The 14,409-nt window shown below is 70.7% G+C and carries 16 protein-coding genes; 12 read left to right on the forward strand and 4 right to left on the reverse strand.

Translation table 11 applies throughout. The features are described from left to right. Window positions 1–71: 71 nt before the first annotated feature. The 5 genes from OHT77_RS10200 (at window position 72) to OHT77_RS10220 (ending at window position 6,121) form a co-directional block, all read left to right on the forward strand. Window positions 72–1,403, forward strand: a complete 1,332-nt coding sequence (locus OHT77_RS10200) for an ABC transporter substrate-binding protein (RefSeq protein WP_328827855.1) — start codon at window positions 72–74, stop codon at window positions 1,401–1,403. 10 nt (window positions 1,404–1,413) lie between these two features. Further along, window positions 1,414–2,298, forward strand: a complete 885-nt coding sequence (locus OHT77_RS10205) for a carbohydrate ABC transporter permease (RefSeq protein WP_328827857.1) — start codon at window positions 1,414–1,416, stop codon at window positions 2,296–2,298. Next, complete coding sequence (locus OHT77_RS10210) at window positions 2,298–3,203, forward strand: carbohydrate ABC transporter permease (RefSeq protein ID WP_328827859.1); 906 nt, start codon at window positions 2,298–2,300, stop codon at window positions 3,201–3,203. The genes OHT77_RS10205 and OHT77_RS10210 overlap by 1 nt, the downstream gene beginning before the upstream one ends. Beyond that, window positions 3,200–4,792 (forward strand): family 43 glycosylhydrolase, encoded by a 1,593-nt coding sequence (locus tag OHT77_RS10215; RefSeq protein ID WP_328827861.1) that lies wholly within the window; start codon window positions 3,200–3,202, stop codon window positions 4,790–4,792. Before OHT77_RS10210 ends, OHT77_RS10215 begins: the two co-directional genes overlap by 4 nt. 225 nt (window positions 4,793–5,017) lie before the next feature. Beyond that, entirely contained in the window at window positions 5,018–6,121 is a 1,104-nt protein-coding gene (locus OHT77_RS10220) for a LacI family DNA-binding transcriptional regulator (RefSeq protein ID WP_405881875.1), read from the forward strand. Here the strand turns inward: OHT77_RS10220 and OHT77_RS10225 are convergent. Next, window positions 6,096–6,749: a ThuA domain-containing protein gene (locus OHT77_RS10225; protein WP_328827863.1), complete on the reverse strand. Its 654-nt coding sequence runs from the start codon at window positions 6,747–6,749 to the stop codon at window positions 6,096–6,098. The two genes, OHT77_RS10220 and OHT77_RS10225, sit on opposite strands and share 26 nt — an antisense overlap. A 148-nt stretch (window positions 6,750–6,897) precedes the next feature. Between OHT77_RS10225 and OHT77_RS10230 the strand changes: the two genes are divergently transcribed. The 6 genes from OHT77_RS10230 to OHT77_RS10255 all read left to right on the forward strand — a co-directional run bounded on the left by OHT77_RS10230 (window position 6,898) and on the right by OHT77_RS10255 (window position 10,435). Then, a complete protein-coding gene (locus tag OHT77_RS10230) occupies window positions 6,898–7,533 on the forward strand; it encodes a VOC family protein (protein WP_328827864.1) in 636 nt (211 codons plus the stop codon). 99 nt (window positions 7,534–7,632) lie between these two features. Then, the gene (locus tag OHT77_RS10235) at window positions 7,633–8,028 is read left to right on the forward strand and encodes a VOC family protein (protein ID WP_328827866.1); all 396 of its coding nucleotides are present in this window, start codon (window positions 7,633–7,635) and stop codon (window positions 8,026–8,028) included. Window positions 8,029–8,140: 112 nt separating this feature from the next. Then, window positions 8,141–8,485 (forward strand): ArsR/SmtB family transcription factor, encoded by a 345-nt coding sequence (locus OHT77_RS10240; RefSeq protein WP_328827868.1) that lies wholly within the window; start codon window positions 8,141–8,143, stop codon window positions 8,483–8,485. Further along, entirely contained in the window at window positions 8,482–8,925 is a 444-nt protein-coding gene (locus OHT77_RS10245; RefSeq protein WP_328827870.1) for an SRPBCC domain-containing protein, read from the forward strand. The genes OHT77_RS10240 and OHT77_RS10245 overlap by 4 nt, the downstream gene beginning before the upstream one ends. Further along, window positions 8,922–9,350, forward strand: a complete 429-nt coding sequence (locus OHT77_RS10250; protein ID WP_328827871.1) for a YybH family protein — start codon at window positions 8,922–8,924, stop codon at window positions 9,348–9,350. Before OHT77_RS10245 ends, OHT77_RS10250 begins: the two co-directional genes overlap by 4 nt. Next, window positions 9,350–10,435 carry a serine hydrolase domain-containing protein gene (locus tag OHT77_RS10255; RefSeq protein WP_328827872.1) on the forward strand — a complete coding sequence of 362 codons (1,086 nt, stop codon included), beginning with the start codon at window positions 9,350–9,352 and terminating at the stop codon, window positions 10,433–10,435. Before OHT77_RS10250 ends, OHT77_RS10255 begins: the two co-directional genes overlap by 1 nt. Before the next feature lie 67 nt (window positions 10,436–10,502). On the opposite strand, the gene OHT77_RS10260 is transcribed toward OHT77_RS10255, so the two are convergent. Both OHT77_RS10260 and OHT77_RS10265 read right to left on the reverse strand, forming a co-directional pair. Then, window positions 10,503–11,192, reverse strand: coding sequence for a helix-turn-helix domain-containing protein (locus OHT77_RS10260; protein ID WP_328827873.1), 690 nt, complete (start codon window positions 11,190–11,192; stop codon window positions 10,503–10,505). A 42-nt stretch (window positions 11,193–11,234) separates the two neighbouring features. Continuing rightward, the gene (locus OHT77_RS10265; protein WP_328827875.1) at window positions 11,235–12,170 is read right to left on the reverse strand and encodes an AraC family transcriptional regulator; all 936 of its coding nucleotides are present in this window, start codon (window positions 12,168–12,170) and stop codon (window positions 11,235–11,237) included. Window positions 12,171–12,251: 81 nt separating this feature from the next. On the opposite strand from OHT77_RS10265, the gene OHT77_RS10270 reads away from it, so the two are divergent. Then, window positions 12,252–13,094 (forward strand): NAD(P)H-binding protein, encoded by an 843-nt coding sequence (locus tag OHT77_RS10270; RefSeq protein ID WP_328827877.1) that lies wholly within the window; start codon window positions 12,252–12,254, stop codon window positions 13,092–13,094. 109 nt (window positions 13,095–13,203) lie between these two features. Here the strand turns inward: OHT77_RS10270 and OHT77_RS10275 are convergent, their stop codons facing one another. Continuing rightward, complete coding sequence (locus tag OHT77_RS10275; protein WP_328827878.1) at window positions 13,204–14,376, reverse strand: YihY/virulence factor BrkB family protein; 1,173 nt, start codon at window positions 14,374–14,376, stop codon at window positions 13,204–13,206. Window positions 14,377–14,409: the final 33 nt, after the last annotated feature.

A 14,409-nucleotide genomic window follows, 5' to 3' on the forward strand; every position in this document is an offset into this window, starting at 1 on the left:
CGGACAGTTCATCCTGCCTACCTTCCCAGCAACCGGTTTCTACCTCTTCTCTTCCGAAGGAACACGGTCTGATGAACTCCACCAGTCCCAGGAGAAGGTTCGCTCGCGCGGCGGTCGCGGGCCTCGCACTGACAGGTCTGCTCTCCGCCTGCGGCGGATCCGGCTCGGGGGACAAGGCGTCCTCCGGCCCGGTCACCCTCCCCTTCTGGGGCTGGGCCAACGGACAGGACGCGGTCGTGCGGGCGTTCAACGCCGCGCACAAGGACATCAAGCTCAAGTACACCAAGGTCACCGACCAGTTGACGATGCAGAAGCAGCTGACCAACGCGGTCAAGGCCGGCAACGCGCCCTGCCTGGTGCAGAACACGGCGGAGTACGTGACCACCTGGGTCTCGCAGGGCGCGCTCGCCGACATCTCGCGGTACGTCTCCGCGGACAAGGACAGGTTCAACGCGGGCGCGTGGGCCAGTGCGCAGGTGCAGGGCAAGTCCTATGGCGTGCCGACGAGTTCGGCCCCTGCGTTCACGATCTACCGCACGGACATTTTCAAGAAGTACGGTCTCGAGGCGCCGACGACGTGGGACGAGTTCATCGCCGCGGGCAAGGTCCTGAAGAAGCACGGCGTCAAGATCACCAACTACGCCGGTGAGGACCCCAGCACCCTCGAAGTCCTCGCGATGCAGGCGGGCGCCCACTGGTACGCCATCGACGGCGACGCCTGGAAGGTCGGCTTCCAGGACGCGGGCAGCCTCAAGGCCGCCCAGGTGATCCAGGACATCATCGACGACGGCCTCGCCTCCACGCTGTCGTTCGCCGACTACGCGGCCGTACAGCGCAACTACGACGACGGCGGCACCGCGACCCGGCAGATCTCCACCTGGCAGATGGCGGGCATGGTGCAGAACTTCACCAAGTCCGACGGCAAGTGGGCGCTGTCGCCCTGGCCGACTTATCCGGGCGAGGCCGCGAAGACGCCCGCCGGGACCAACCAGAGCGGTGGCGTCACGCTGGTGACCAAGCAGTGCTCGCACCAACAGCAGGCCGCCGAGGCCGCGTTGTGGATGTCGACGAACACGGGCGCGGTGAAGACGATGGCGAGCCCGACCACCGGCAACGGGGTGATGCCGGCGCTGGCCGACAGCGACGCGTACGTCGCCGAGTCGATCTCGGACAAGCTCCTCGGGACGAACTACGAGCCCGCGAAGAAGGTCGTCACCGACAGCCTCGACACCGTGACGTCGGACTGGGTGTTCGGCCCGGACTGGACCGCGATGTTCACCGAGCTGCAGACGGGCTGGGCGAAGGTGATGAGCAAGCAGGAGAAGGTCACCGATCTGCTGGCGCACATGCAGGAGTGGACGGTCAAGGACCTGAAGTCCCGCGGTATCAGCGTCAAGGGCTGAGGCAGCGCCGATGATCCGCTCCCAGCGCTGGAAGGGTGCCGCGTTCACGGTGCCCTTCCAACTCGGCTTCGTCTTCCTGTACTTGATCCCGATCGGGTACGCCGTCCACGAGTCACTGTTCGTGGAGCACCAGTCGGGCCTCGGCCTCGGCGGCTCCACGCAGAAGTTCTCCGGCCTCGACAACTACCGACAGGGCCTGACCGACTCGGCGTTCATGAACTCGGTGCTGCGCGTGGTGCTGTTCGCGTGCGTGCAGATCCCGGTGATGCTGCTCGTCAGCCTGCTGCTGGCGCTGTTCCTTGACGCGCTGTCGTCCAAGGCGGCGGGACGGTTCCGGATCCTCCTCCTGGTGCCATACATGATCCCCGGGGTGGTCGCGGCCATCGTGTGGATCAACCTGTACAGCCCGGACGTCGGGCCGCTGACGCCGCTGGGCAAGGTGTTCGGGCTGTCCTGGAACTTCTTCGCACCCTCGATGGTGTGGCCGTCCATCGGCAACCTGCTGACCTGGCACGGCATCGGCTACAACATGGTCATCATCTACGCCGCGCTCCAGGGTGTCCCCCGCGACCTCTTCGAGGCGGCCCGGCTGGACGGCGCCTCCGAGTTCCGGGTCGCGACAAGCATCAAAATCCCTTACGTGCGGGGCGCGTTGGTGCTGACCGGGATGCTCTCGATCATCCAGATGCTGCAGATCTTCAACGAGCCGGCGCTGTTCCGGAACGTCACCCCGCAGACGGTGAACGACAGCTTCACGCCGATCATGGTGATCTACAACCAGGCGTTCAACGCGGGCAACTACCACTACGCGGCGGCCCTTTCGGTCCTCCTCGCCCTCATCCTCGGTCTCGCCTCCTTCCTCTTCTACCGGCTCACCGCGAAGGAGGCCGACTGATGACCCTCACCGAAGAACGCCGGAACGCCCATCAGGTCCGACGCCTCGACAAGCCCGATCCCGTGGCCCGTTCACGCGGCGGCCAGCGCTTCCTGCTCGCCGGACTGGTCCTGGCCAGCGCCTACAGCCTGTTCCCGGTGTGGTGGCTGATCGTCGCCGCCACCAAGAACCGCACGGGTCTCTACCAGAGCAACGGCCTCTGGTTCTCCGGCATGCACCTCTGGGAGAACGTGCGGCAGGTCTTCACCTACGAGGACGGCATCTTCCTGCGCTGGACCGCGAACTCCTTCCTCTACGCGGGAGTCGGCTCCCTCGGCGGCACGCTCATCGCCCTCGCCACGGGCTACGGCCTCGCCCGCTTCGAATTCCCGGGCCGCGGCGCGGTGTTCGCGTGCGTGGTGGGTTCGTTCCTGATCCCGATCGCGCTGCTGACGCTGCCGCTGTACCTGATGTTCTCGAAGATCGGCCTGGTGGACACGCCTTGGGCGATGCTGATCCCCTGCCTGATCAACCCGTTCAGCGTGTACCTCGCCAAGGTCTACACGGAGGCCACGGTCCCCTTCGAACTCCTGGAGGCGGCACGGCTGGACGGCGCGGGCGAGCTGCGGATCTTCTTCAGCATCGTGCTGCGGATGATGACGACGGGCGGCGCGACGGTCTTCCTCCTGGCCTTCGTCAACACCTGGAACGCCTTCTTCCTCCCGCTGACCGTGCTGCGCGGCGAGGAGAACTGGACCCTCAACATCGGCCTCTACAACTGGACCGGCAAACGCCTGGAGTCGGGCGTCGACCTCACCGGCCTGGTCCTGACCGGCGCGCTGCTCTCCATCGTGCCGATGGCCGTGATGATGGTCGCGATGCGGCGGTACTGGCGCACCGGCGTCACGCTGGGAGCCCTCAAGTGACCTTGCTGCACAACCCTGTTGTCCGTGGTTTCGCCCCCGACCCGTCGATGGTCAGGGTCGGCGACCGGTACTACGTGGCGACGAGTTCCTTCGAGTGGTTTCCGACGATCCCGATCCACCGCTCCCGCGACCTGGCCGACTGGCGGTACGCGGGCCATGTCCGGGGCGCGGTCCCCGGGGACTCCCTGGCCGGGGTCCCCGACTCGGGCGGCGTCTGGGCACCCTCGCTGAGCTGGGACGGGGAGCGCTTCTGGCTGACGTACTCGGTGGTCCGCTCGGTCGGCACGCCGTACTTCGACCTGGATGTGTACGTGACGACGGCGACGGACGTGGCCGGGACGTGGACGGCCCCGCGGCGGGTGGTGAGCCACGGTTTCGACCCGGCGCTGTTCCACGACGAGGGCCGGCTGTGGCTGCTCAACCTCCAGAACGACTCCCGCCCGGGTGGCCGCCGCTTCGCGGGCATCGTCGCGACCGAGCTGGACCGCGGCACGCTCGCCCCGGTCGGCCCGACCCGGCTGCTGCTCCAGCACGAACGGCTCGTGGAAGGACCGAAGTTGGTGCGGCGGGGCGGCTGGTACCACCTGCTGCTCGCGGAGGGCGGCACGGGCTTCGAGCACGGCGTGCTGGTGGCACGCAGCCGTACGGTCACCGGTCCGTACGAGCTGGACGACCGTCCCTTGCTGACGTCCCGGGACGACCCGTCGGTGCCGTTGCAGAAGGCGGGCCACGGTGAACTGGTCGAACTTCCGGGCGGGGACTGGGTGTTGAGCCACCTGGCATCACGGCCGGTCCGGACACCGGACGGGCCGCGCTGCACCCTGGGCCGCGAGACGGCGATCCAGGCGGTGACCTGGGACGCGGACGGCTGGCCGAGACTACGGCAGGGCGGCCGGCATCCCGCGGTCGAGGTGGACCTGCCGACGAGTCCCGCCCCACCGGACCAAGTCCCCCACTCCGAAGGTCCGTTGGGCTGGCCGTGGAGCAGTCCGCGCGGGTACCCGGCCCCCTCCTGGGCCGACGCCACCACCCGCCCCGGCTGGATCCGGTTGCGCGGGCGGCACGGGCCCGAGTCGCGGTGGGCGCACAGTCTGCTGGCCCAGCGGATCACGGAGCACCGCGCGGAGGCCGAAGTAACGGTCGAGGCGCGGCCGTTGACGTTCACGCAGGCGGCGGGGCTGGTGCTCTGGTACGGCGCCGACGCGTATCTGAGCCTGCATCTCACGTGGGCAGAGCCCGAGGGCGAGGGGCAGCGGGGGCAGCAGTGGGCGGGTGGTGGCCGCACCGTGCTGAGCCTGGTGGAGCGGGACGAGGAGGGCACCCGGCAGGTGGCCTTCGTGGCGGTGGACGCCGGTGTCCCGCTGGCGCTCGGGGTGACGGTCGAGGGGGCGGGGGCGAGGTTCTGGTGGCTGCGGGAGGGTGAACGGACGGCGGTCGGGCCGGAGTTGGACTTCAGCCGGCTGTCCGACGACCACGGGTCGCGATTGCGGTTCACGGGGGCGATGGCGGGAGTGCATGCGTGGGATCTGGTCGGGGGCGAGTTCACGGCGGACTTCGCGGGGTTCCGGCTGACGTGCAGGTCCGACTGACCCTAAGGTGACGCTTTCTTCCCTGTTCGGGGTTTCGGAAGAGCGGGTCGGTGCCATCGGGTGAATTCCCTGGTCTTCCCGCCGTGTTGGCGCGCACCCTATCGTAGGAAGCGCTTTCTGACCGACGGGTTACCGGTCGTGGGAAGCGGCGCTGGTCGAAACTTTCGAGGGCCCTCGGGCGGGCTGGAGAGGCGGTACCCGATGGTCCGTACGGGGAACGCGGGCGTGACGGCGGGGCCCACGCTGGCGGTCGTGGCCCGGGAGGCGGGGGTGTCCGTGCCGACGGCGTCCAAGGTGGTCAACGGCCGGGAGGACGTGGCGCCGGAGACGCGGCGGCGGGTGACGGAGGCGCTGGAGCGGCTCGGGTATGTGCGCAGGCCGAGGTTCGACGCGGGCAAGGCGCCGGGAATGGTCGACCTGGTGGTGCACTCGCTGGCGAGTTCGTGGTCGGGGGCGGTGCTGCACGGGGTGGAGGAGGCGGCGTACGAGGCGGGTCTCGAGGTGGTGGTCTCGGCCGGGCTGACCCGGACGCGGGCCGACCGGCCCGAACGGGGCTGGCTGGACAAGCTCGTTGGCCGGGGTTCGTCCGGAGTCCTTTTCAATCTGGCGGAGTTGACGCCGTCCCAGTACGCGTGGCTCGACCAGCACCGCATCCCGTTCGTGATGATCGACCCCGTGCACGAGCCGCCGCCGGGCGTGGTGTCGGTCGGCGCGGCCAACTGGCAGGGCGGGGTGACCGCGACCGAGCACCTGCTCGCCCTCGGCCATCGACGCATCGCCGTGATCGCCGGTCACCGGCACAAGATGTGCAGCGCGGCCCGCGTCGCCGGGTACCGTTCCGCGCTCACCTCGGCGGGGGTGCCGATTCGCGCCGACTTCATCCGTCACGGCGGCTTCGACCAGGCGATGGCCCGCACCCGCATGCGCGAACTCCTCGACCTGCCCGAGCCGCCCACAGCGGTCTTCGTCTGCTCCGACCGGATGGCGCTCGGCGTCTACGAGGCCCTGACGGAACGGCAGTTGCGCGTCCCGGACGACATCAGCGTGGTCGGCTTCGACGACCTTCCAGAGGCCCGCTGGGTCACTCCGGCGCTCACCACGATCCGGCAGCCGCTGTCCGAGATGGCGGCGACTGCGCTGCGGTTACTGGTCCGGCTGATGGACGGGGACCGGCCGGAGGGCACGCGGACGGAGCTGTCGACGCGGCTGGTGGAACGGGCGAGCACGGGGGCGCCGGGCGGTTGCCGTATGGCGTCCGGCGGAGTGAGACATGCCGCCGTCCCGCCGTACGACGGCGACGCCTCTAGCCCTGCCTCGCCGCCCAGTTGATCCCGCCGAGGAGATGTGCGCGGAAGGCCGGGTCCTCGTAGGCCTCGGAGGCGTGGCCCAGGGACGTGTAGAAGACGCGTCCTTCGCCCTTCCGGTGACACCAGGCCAGGGGGTGGTCGGGACCCATCCGGCCGCCCTCGTACGAGGATTCGTCGGCCGTGATGAGGACGTGGACCGAACTCCGGGGGGTGGTGCGGAAGTCGTACCACTCGTCCGTGAACTGCCATACGGCGGGCAGGTGTTGGGTGGCCGGATGGGTGTCGTCCTCGACGATGGCCTTGCCGGGCTGGTAGGCGGGGTGCTGGGCGAAGCGGGCGCCCAACAGGTCGCCGTAGTAAGGCCAGTCGTACTCCGTGCAGGCCGCCGCGTGGACTCCCACGAAGCCGCCGCCCGACTCGACGTGGGCGGCGAGGTGTTCGCGGCCCGCCGGTGTCAGGACCTCGCCGCTGGTGGAGAGGAAGACGACGGCGGCGTAGTCGGTGAGGGGGCGCTCGAAGGCGGCCGGGTCCTCCGTCGCGGTGACCTCGAAGGGGCCGAGCGTGCGTACGGCGGCCACGGCGGCCGGGATGGAGTCGTGGCGGTAGGCGGTCGTACGGGTGTAGACGAGGAGGCGGGGCGCGGCAGCCATGCGGCCAGCCTATTTCACGCGGGGGGCTCGGTCCCTCCGGCAGAACAGGTACCTTCGTCGGTGCGATACCGGGCATCCCGCTGTGCGTAACGGAGTTGAGGGCCCTCCCCCTGCTGTGGTGCGGGTTCGCCGCGTAGCCTCGGTGGGGATGAATGCCATTCCCGTACTTCTCGATCACCTCGTCCTCGCGACCCCCGATCTGGCGGCCACGGTCGCCGAGTTCACCGGGCGTACGGGGATCGTGCCGGTCGCGGGCGGAGCCCATGTCGGGCTCGGCACCCGCAACTTCCTTGTCTCGCTGGGTGGTTCGCGTTATCTGGAGATCCTGGGGCCGGACCTGGAGCAGCCCGAGCCACCAGGGCCGCGGCCCTTCGGTGTCGACGGGCTGGACGCCGCCCGGACGGTGACGTGGGCGGTCTCCCCGCCCGATCTGGACGCGGCGGTCGCGGCGGCCCGTGCGCGGGGGTACGACCCCGGGCCCGTGCGGGCGATGAGCCGTCGGCGGCCCGACGGGACGCTGCTGGAGTGGCGGCTCACCGACGGGGACACCGCGCACCCGTCCGGCCTGGTGCCGTTCCTCATCGACTGGGCTTCCTCGCCTCATCCGACGACCGCCCCGGATCTTCCCGTCGCACCGCTGCTGGAGCTGTCCGCCACGGCGCCGATGCCGGACGACATCCGCCCGTTGCTGTCGGCCGTGGGCGTGGAGCTGGCGGTGGCGACCGGGCCGGTGGGTCTCTCCTTCACGCTGGACACCCCGCGCGGGCCGGTCGCTTTCGGCTGAGCAGCCGGACACCACCCCGACAGCACCCCCGTGCCCGACACGACCTCCGTGTCCGATTCCTTCAAGACCGGCCCGCCCGGCCCCGCCTACCGTGGCCCCATGACTCCACGATTCGACGCTATCGGCCTGGTCGTCTCCGACATGGCCGCCTCTGTCGCCTTCTACCGTCGGCTCGGGTTCGGGTTCCCCGAGGACGCCGAGAACCAGCCGCACACCGAGGCCCAACTGCCGGGTGGGCTGCGGCTGTTGCTGGACACCGAGGACACGATTCGTTCGTTCCACCCGGGGTGGCAGGCACCCGGCGGCGGCAACCGTGCCGCGCTCGCGCTGCTCTGCGACGACCCCGCCGAGGTCGACCGGGTCTACGAGGAGCTGGTCGGCGCCGGTCATCACGGCGAGCTGAAGCCGTGGGACGCCTTCTGGGGGCAGCGGTACGCCGTCCTGCACGACCCCGACGGCAACGGCGTGGACCTCTTCGCCCCGCTGGTGCTGTGACCTCGAAGGATCACCGTGCTGTCGGCGTCGGCACGCCGTGGTCCGCCACCGGGCGGACCAGAAACTTAAGCCTCCACTTGACTTTTCGGACCTGGTGGTCAAAGTTAAGTACATGCTTAAGCATGATGCGGAGGTGGCGGACCGGGTGTTCCACGCGCTTGCGGACGCGAACCGACGGGCCGTGATCGAGCGCTTGACCCACGGCCCGGCCACCGTGAGCGAGCTGGCGGCCCTGCTCGGGGTGACCGTCGCCGCGACGGTCCAGCACCTACGGGTGCTGCAGGACAGCGAGCTCGTGCGGTCGGAGAAGGTCGGACGGGTGCGCACCTGCCAGATCGATCCGGCCGGCCTTCGCGACGCCGAGGCGTGGCTGCAGCGCAGGCGCACGGCGTGGGAGCACCGCCTGGACCGCCTCGGCGCGGTCCTCGACGACCAGCCGAAGGAGTCAGGATCATGACCGACCACTCGGTGAAACACGGCACGTTCACGCTGGAGCGGACCTACGACGCCTCGCCGGCCGCGGTCTTCGCGGCCTGGTCCGACCGCGACACGAAGGCGAAGTGGTTCGCGGCCGAGGACGGCCGCTACGCGCTGGACTTCCGGGTCGGCGGCACCGAGACGGTGCACGGCGGCGACGGGGTCGCCCTCGTCGCGAGGAGCGAGTACCACGACATCGTCCCCGATGAGCGGATCGTCTACACCACGGCCCTGTTCGCCGACGAGGTCCTGTCGACCGTGTCGCTGACCACGGTGCGGTTCACCCGCGACGGCGACGGGACCCGCCTGCTCCTCACCGAACAGGGCACCTTCCTGGACGACCGGGAACAGCCCGAGTGGCGCGAGCAGGGAACCGGCGACTGGCTGGACGCACTCGGCCGTCAGGTGGCCCGGCGATGACGGCGGACAGCGACCGGCAGATCCGCGAGCTGCTGGAGACCCGCACCCGGGCGTTCGGCCGCCGGGACGCCGCCGCCGCGGCCGCCGACTACGCCGACGACCTCGTGCTGTACGACGCGGTCGGCCCGTTCGTCCGCCGTGGCGAGGACCCGGCCGACCGGTTGGAGAAGTGGATCGCGTCGTACCGCACCGGGATCGGACATGAGATCCGCGACCTGGAGATCACCCCCGGAGCCGATCTCGCGTTCTGCCACTTCCTGGTCCGGGTCAGCGGCACGATGCGGGACGGCACCGAGGTCGGCATGTGGGTGCGCGCGACGAGCTGCCTCCGTCGGCAGGGCGACACCTGGACGATCGTTCACGAGCACGCGTCGGTGCCCTTCGACGCCGAGACCGGCCACGCCGTGCTGCGCGGTGAGCTCTGATGACTCTCCAGCGCCGGGTCCAGGACGTCGTGGACGAACTGGTCGCTTCCGGGGCCGAGACCGGGATGCAGGTGGCCGTCCACCACCGGGGCGATCAGGTCGTCGACGCCGTCGCCGGCGTCGCCGACGGCACGACCGGGCGGCCGGTGACCCCGGAGACCTTGTTCTTCAGCTTCTCCACCGCCAAGGGCGTGACCGCGCTGATCGCCCACCTGCTGGTCAGGAACGGCCTGGTCGGCTACGACACGCCGGTGGCGGAGGTGTGGCCGGAGTTCGGGGTGCACGGCAAGGAGACGGCGACCCTGCGACAGGTGCTGACGCACACGGTGGGAGTGCCGGCGATGCCCGGCGGACTCGGCCCCACCGACCTGGCCGACTGGCCACGGGTCTGCGCGGCGATCGCCGGGGCGGAACCTCGGTGGCGACCCGGCACCCGGACCGGCTACCACTCCTTCACCTTCGGCTTCCTGGTCGGCGAGATCGCGCGCCGGGTCACCGGGCAGCCGATGCGGCGGCTGGTGCACGACTGGGTCGCCGCGCCCCTCGGGATCGTCGGTGAGCTGTACTTCGGCGTGCCCCCTGCCGCGCTCGCACGGCTCGCCCGGCTGGAGGACGCCGAGCCGCATCCGGCCGAACCGGCGGAGCACGACGGCATCCTGGCGCCGTGGGAACGGCGACCCCGGGCGTCGATGGGCAACAGCTCCGACTTCGTGCAGGCCGACGTCCCCTCCGTGGGCACCTTCACCGCACGGGGGATCGCGACCGTGTACGCGGCGATCCTGGACGGCCGGTTGATCGGCGCGGACCAGCTGGCGGCGGTGTCGGCGGTCGCCTTCGAGGGAACCGACCAGGTCTTCGGCAACCCCGCGCGGCTGGTCCTGGGCTATCCGCTCGGTCGCGTCGGCGCTCCGGTGGACGAGGCACCGACCACGTTCGGCTGGCCCGGCGGAGGGGGCAGCTACGCCTACGCCGACCCCGCCACGGGGACGTCGTTCGCGGTCACCAAGAACCGCCTCACTCCCGACTTCGCCACCGCGCAACGCCTCTCGGACATCGTGACCGCAGAGCTCGGCTCGCTCGCCTGACGCTGGTGCCGCGGCCTTCCTGATCCACCGTCACGACCACCCGCGGCGAACCTGTGCGGTCACAGCACTAGCCGGACCTGCCGAGTAGTTCGCCCAGTGGCATCCCCGCCAACTCCTTGACGTCACGGGCGAGATGGGCCTGGTCCGCGTAACCGGACCGGGCCGCCGTCTCCGCGAAGGGGACTCCGGCGCGGGCCAGGGTGAGGGCGCGTTGGAGGCGTAGCACCCGGGCGAGTGTCTTGGGGCCGTAGCCGAAGGCGGTGAGGGAGCGGCGGTGCAACTGGCGGGCGCCGAGGCCGAGTTCGTCGGCGGTGGCGGCGACCGGGCGGCCGGTGTCGAGGGCCGCGACGAGGTGTCGCAGGAGGGGGTCGGGGGCCGGGGTCTGTGCCGCGCGTTCCAGTGCCATTCGCTCCAACTCGGCTGCCGGGTCGGGGGAGTTGGCGATGCGGGTGTGCAGGCGGCGTACCGTCGCGGTGGGCCAGAGGTCGGTGAGGTCGACGCGGCGGTCGCGGAGTTCGTGTGCGGGGACGCCGAGGTAGGTGGGGGCGGTGCCGGGGGCGAAGCGGATTCCTGCCCAGTGGGTGGGTTCGCCGCCGGGGGCGTACGCGCGGGTGTCCGGACCGGCGACCAGCAGGCGGCCCTCGTTCCAGAGGAGGTCCATGCAGCCGTCGGGCAGGACCGGCCCCGCGGTGGGGTTCTCGACGGTTCGGCTCCAGACCACCGCGCCCGGCAGCCGCGACGCCCTCTCCACGTACACGCTCAAAAGGCTACGCCGGTCGCCGGGTGGCCACCGGAGCCGCTATCCCGCTCGCGTCCGGTGCTCCTGCGGGCTCAAGCCGTAGACCCTCTTGAAGGCGGTGGACAGGGCGAAGGCGCTGCCGTAGCCGACCTGTCTCGCGATCGCGCCGATGGTGTCCTCGGTGTCGCGGAGGCGGTCGGCGGCGAGGGCGAGGCGCCAGGCGGTGAGGTAGGACATCGGCGGTTCGCCGACGAGGTCGGTGAAGCGGCGGGCGAGGGCCGCGCGGGAGACACCCGCCTTCGCGGCCAGGGAGGCGACCGTCCAGGGGTGGGCGGGGTCGTCCTGGAGGAGACGCAGGACCCTGCCCACGACCGGGTCGGCCTGCGCGCGGTACCAGGCAGGCGCCTCCGCCTCCGGGCGGGAGAACCAGGCCCGCAGCGCGGCGATGACCAGCAGGTCGAGGAGGCGGTCCAGGACGACCTCCTGGGCGGGTTCGTCGCGGACGGTCTCCTCCATGAGGAGCGGGGTGAGCGGACACTCCCAGACCTCGGACGGGAGGGTCAGCAACGGCGGGAGGGCGTCCAGGAGGCGGCCGTTGATCTCGCCGCGCATGAGGTACGTACCGATGAACATGACCGTCGAACTGTCGAGCCGGTCGCCCCAGGTGCGGACGCCCAGGTCCATGGAGCCGTTGAGCGGGGTGCCGTCGGGGTACCGGCACTCGCCGCCGGGCAGGATCACGGCCTGCGGGGCGGCGTCGGGGGTGTCACCGCAGGTGTACGGGTCCGGGCCGCGGGCGATGGCGAGGTCGCCGGGCCGCAGCCGCACGCGCTCCCCCGTGTCCGGGGTGATCCAGGCGTCTCCGCGGACCATGAGCATGACGGTGAGCGGGGCACGGTCCTCGATGCGGACCGCCCACGGCGGGTCGAAGCACGCACGGATCATGAAGGCGCCACGCGCGCGTGGACCCTCCAGAAGGCCTGCCAGGGCGTCCATGTGGCCAGCGTAGACGGGCGCTTATGGGAATGAGCCGTTCAGCGATGGTCGATGCCGGTGCGCGGGCGTTGACTGGAAGGCATGACACAGAATGCGCGGAACATGACGATTGTGGTCACCGGTGCCACGGGGCGTACCGGGCGGCGGGTGGCGGAGGCGGCGCGAGAGGCGGGGCTGACCGTGCGGGAGGCCACTCGGGCGCGGGGGTTCGACTGGGCGGATCGGTCCACGTGGGCGGACACCCTGCGGGGTGCCGATGCGACGTACCTCGTGTACCCGTCGGACGTGGGGGCGCCGGACGCGGGGCGCGCGGTGGGGTTGCTCGCGCAGGAGGCGGTCGGGCTGGGGGTGCGGCGGCTGGTGCTGCTGTCCTCGCGGGGGGAGGAGCGGGCTCGGCCCACGGAGGAGGCGTTGCGCGGGTCCGGGGCGGACTGGACGGTCGTGCGGGCGTCATGGTTCGCGCAGAACTTCAGCGAGGGGCCGTTGGTGGAGGGGTTTCGGGAGAGCGGGGAGCTGGTGTTTCCCGGGGGTTCGGTGCGGGAGCCGTTCGTCGATGTGCGGGACATCGCGGATGTGGTGGTGGCGGTGGTCACGGGTGGGGAGCGGTATGTCGGGCGGGCGGTCACCGTGTCCGGGCCGCGGTTGCTGACCTTCGGGGAGGCGGTCGGGGAGATCGCGGCGGTGACGGGACGTGAGCTCACGTACCGGGCGGTGTCGGCTCGTCAGTACGGGGATGCTCTCGCGGGGTTCGGGGTGCCGGCGGAGGAAGTCGAGTTCCTGGTGGAGTTGTTCGAGTCGCTGTTGGACGGGCGGAACTCGTATCTCTCCGAGGGGGTGCAGGAGGTTCTGGGGCGGGAGCCTCGGGATTTTGCGGAGTTCGTGCGGGATGCTGCTGCGGCGGGGGTCTGGAAGGTCGGGTCTTAGGGCGCGGGTTCGTCGGAGATGGCCGCGGCGTTACCCGTTGGAGGGTGGTTCGTCGGCTGCACGTCCGTCGTGGCTGGTCGCGCAGTTCCCCGCGCCCCTGACGGGGCGCTCACTTCTCCGGTGATTGCGAAGAGTCGCCGGTGCCCTTGTGGGTGTGGGTGTTCTTCGCGTGGGTGCGGAGGCGGGACGTGACGTCCTCCGGGGGGAGGAAGCGGGACCAGCGTTCGGGGAACTCCGAGGGCATGTAGGAGTCGTCGGGGTCGTCGTCGTCCTCGCCGTCCCGGGCGCGGACCGCGGCCATGCGGGCGACGTACTCGGCGACCTGCTCCTCCTGGCGGCGTTCGTTGGCGGCGCGGGCCGCGGCGGTGGCGGCGGCGGGCCAGACGCGGTCGATGGCCGCGTTGACGGCGGCGCCGACGAGCACGGCGAACGCGGAGACGCCGATCCACAGGAGGACGGCGACGGGCGCGGCGAGGGAGCCGTAGATCGTGGGGCCCTCGACCGTGCTGGTGAGGTAGATGCGCAGCAGGTAGCTGCCGAGGACCCACATCGCGAGGGCGACCAGGGCGCCGGGGACGTCCTCGATCCACGGGGAACGCACGGGGACGGAGACGTGGTACAGCGTCGTCAGGAAGACGACGGACAGGACGATGACGACCGGCCAGTACAGGACCTGGACGACCGTCTCGGACCACGGCACGACGTTCACCACGGCGTCCGGCCCGGCGACCATGAGCGGCAGCGCGACCGAACCGATCAGCAGGGCCGCGACGAACAGGGCGAAGGACACGATCCGGGTCTTGACGATGCCGCGCACGCCGTCGAGGCCGTACATGACGGTGATCGTGTCGATGAAGACGTTGACCGCGCGGGAGCCCGACCACAGGGCGAACAGGAAGCCGATGGAGATGACGTCGGGGCGGCCGCCCTTCATCACGTCGTGCAGGATCGGCTGGGCGATCTCGTGCACGCCCTTGTCGGACAGGACCGTGCGGGACGCCTCGAGGATGTTGTTCTCCAGCCCGGCGATGCTGTCGGCGCCGGTCCAGCTGTCGACGTAGCCGAGCAGGCCGATGAGGCTCAGCAGGAGCGGCGGGACGGACAGCAGCGTGAAGAACGCGGCCTCGGCCGCGAGGCCCAGGATGCGGTACTCCATGCAGGAGTTGACGGTGTCCTTGACCAGCAGCCAGGCGGTCCTGCGCTTGGAGACGTTCCGGTAGAGGGCACGCGCCCGGTGGAACCGGCTGGTGGGCCGCTCGGGGGTTTCACTTGCTGACTGCACGCCCTAAAGGTATCCGTCGCGCCGGGATGCACT

This window comes from Streptomyces sp. NBC_00252, from assembly GCF_036187565.1.
Lineage (GTDB): Bacteria > Actinomycetota > Actinomycetes > Streptomycetales > Streptomycetaceae > Streptomyces.

What these genes read in the sequence shown, in the direction of transcription:
- OHT77_RS10270 (WP_328827877.1), top strand. Translation starts at nt 12,252, where the DNA reads ATGACACAGAATGCGCGGAACATGACGATTGTGGTCACCGGTGCCACG.
- OHT77_RS10250 (WP_328827871.1), top strand. Translation starts at nt 8,922, where the DNA reads ATGACGGCGGACAGCGACCGGCAGATCCGCGAGCTGCTGGAGACCCGC.
- OHT77_RS10210 (WP_328827859.1), top strand. Translation starts at nt 2,298, where the DNA reads ATGACCCTCACCGAAGAACGCCGGAACGCCCATCAGGTCCGACGCCTC.
- OHT77_RS10205 (WP_328827857.1), top strand. Translation starts at nt 1,414, where the DNA reads ATGATCCGCTCCCAGCGCTGGAAGGGTGCCGCGTTCACGGTGCCCTTC.
- OHT77_RS10265 (WP_328827875.1), bottom strand. Translation starts at nt 12,170, where the DNA reads ATGGACGCCCTGGCAGGCCTTCTGGAGGGTCCACGCGCGCGTGGCGCC.
- OHT77_RS10230 (WP_328827864.1), top strand. Translation starts at nt 6,898, where the DNA reads ATGAATGCCATTCCCGTACTTCTCGATCACCTCGTCCTCGCGACCCCC.
- OHT77_RS10240 (WP_328827868.1), top strand. Translation starts at nt 8,141, where the DNA reads ATGCTTAAGCATGATGCGGAGGTGGCGGACCGGGTGTTCCACGCGCTT.
- OHT77_RS10225 (WP_328827863.1), bottom strand. Translation starts at nt 6,749, where the DNA reads ATGGCTGCCGCGCCCCGCCTCCTCGTCTACACCCGTACGACCGCCTAC.
- OHT77_RS10235 (WP_328827866.1), top strand. Translation starts at nt 7,633, where the DNA reads ATGACTCCACGATTCGACGCTATCGGCCTGGTCGTCTCCGACATGGCC.
- OHT77_RS10200 (WP_328827855.1), top strand. Translation starts at nt 72, where the DNA reads ATGAACTCCACCAGTCCCAGGAGAAGGTTCGCTCGCGCGGCGGTCGCG.
- OHT77_RS10255 (WP_328827872.1), top strand. Translation starts at nt 9,350, where the DNA reads ATGACTCTCCAGCGCCGGGTCCAGGACGTCGTGGACGAACTGGTCGCT.
- OHT77_RS10245 (WP_328827870.1), top strand. Translation starts at nt 8,482, where the DNA reads ATGACCGACCACTCGGTGAAACACGGCACGTTCACGCTGGAGCGGACC.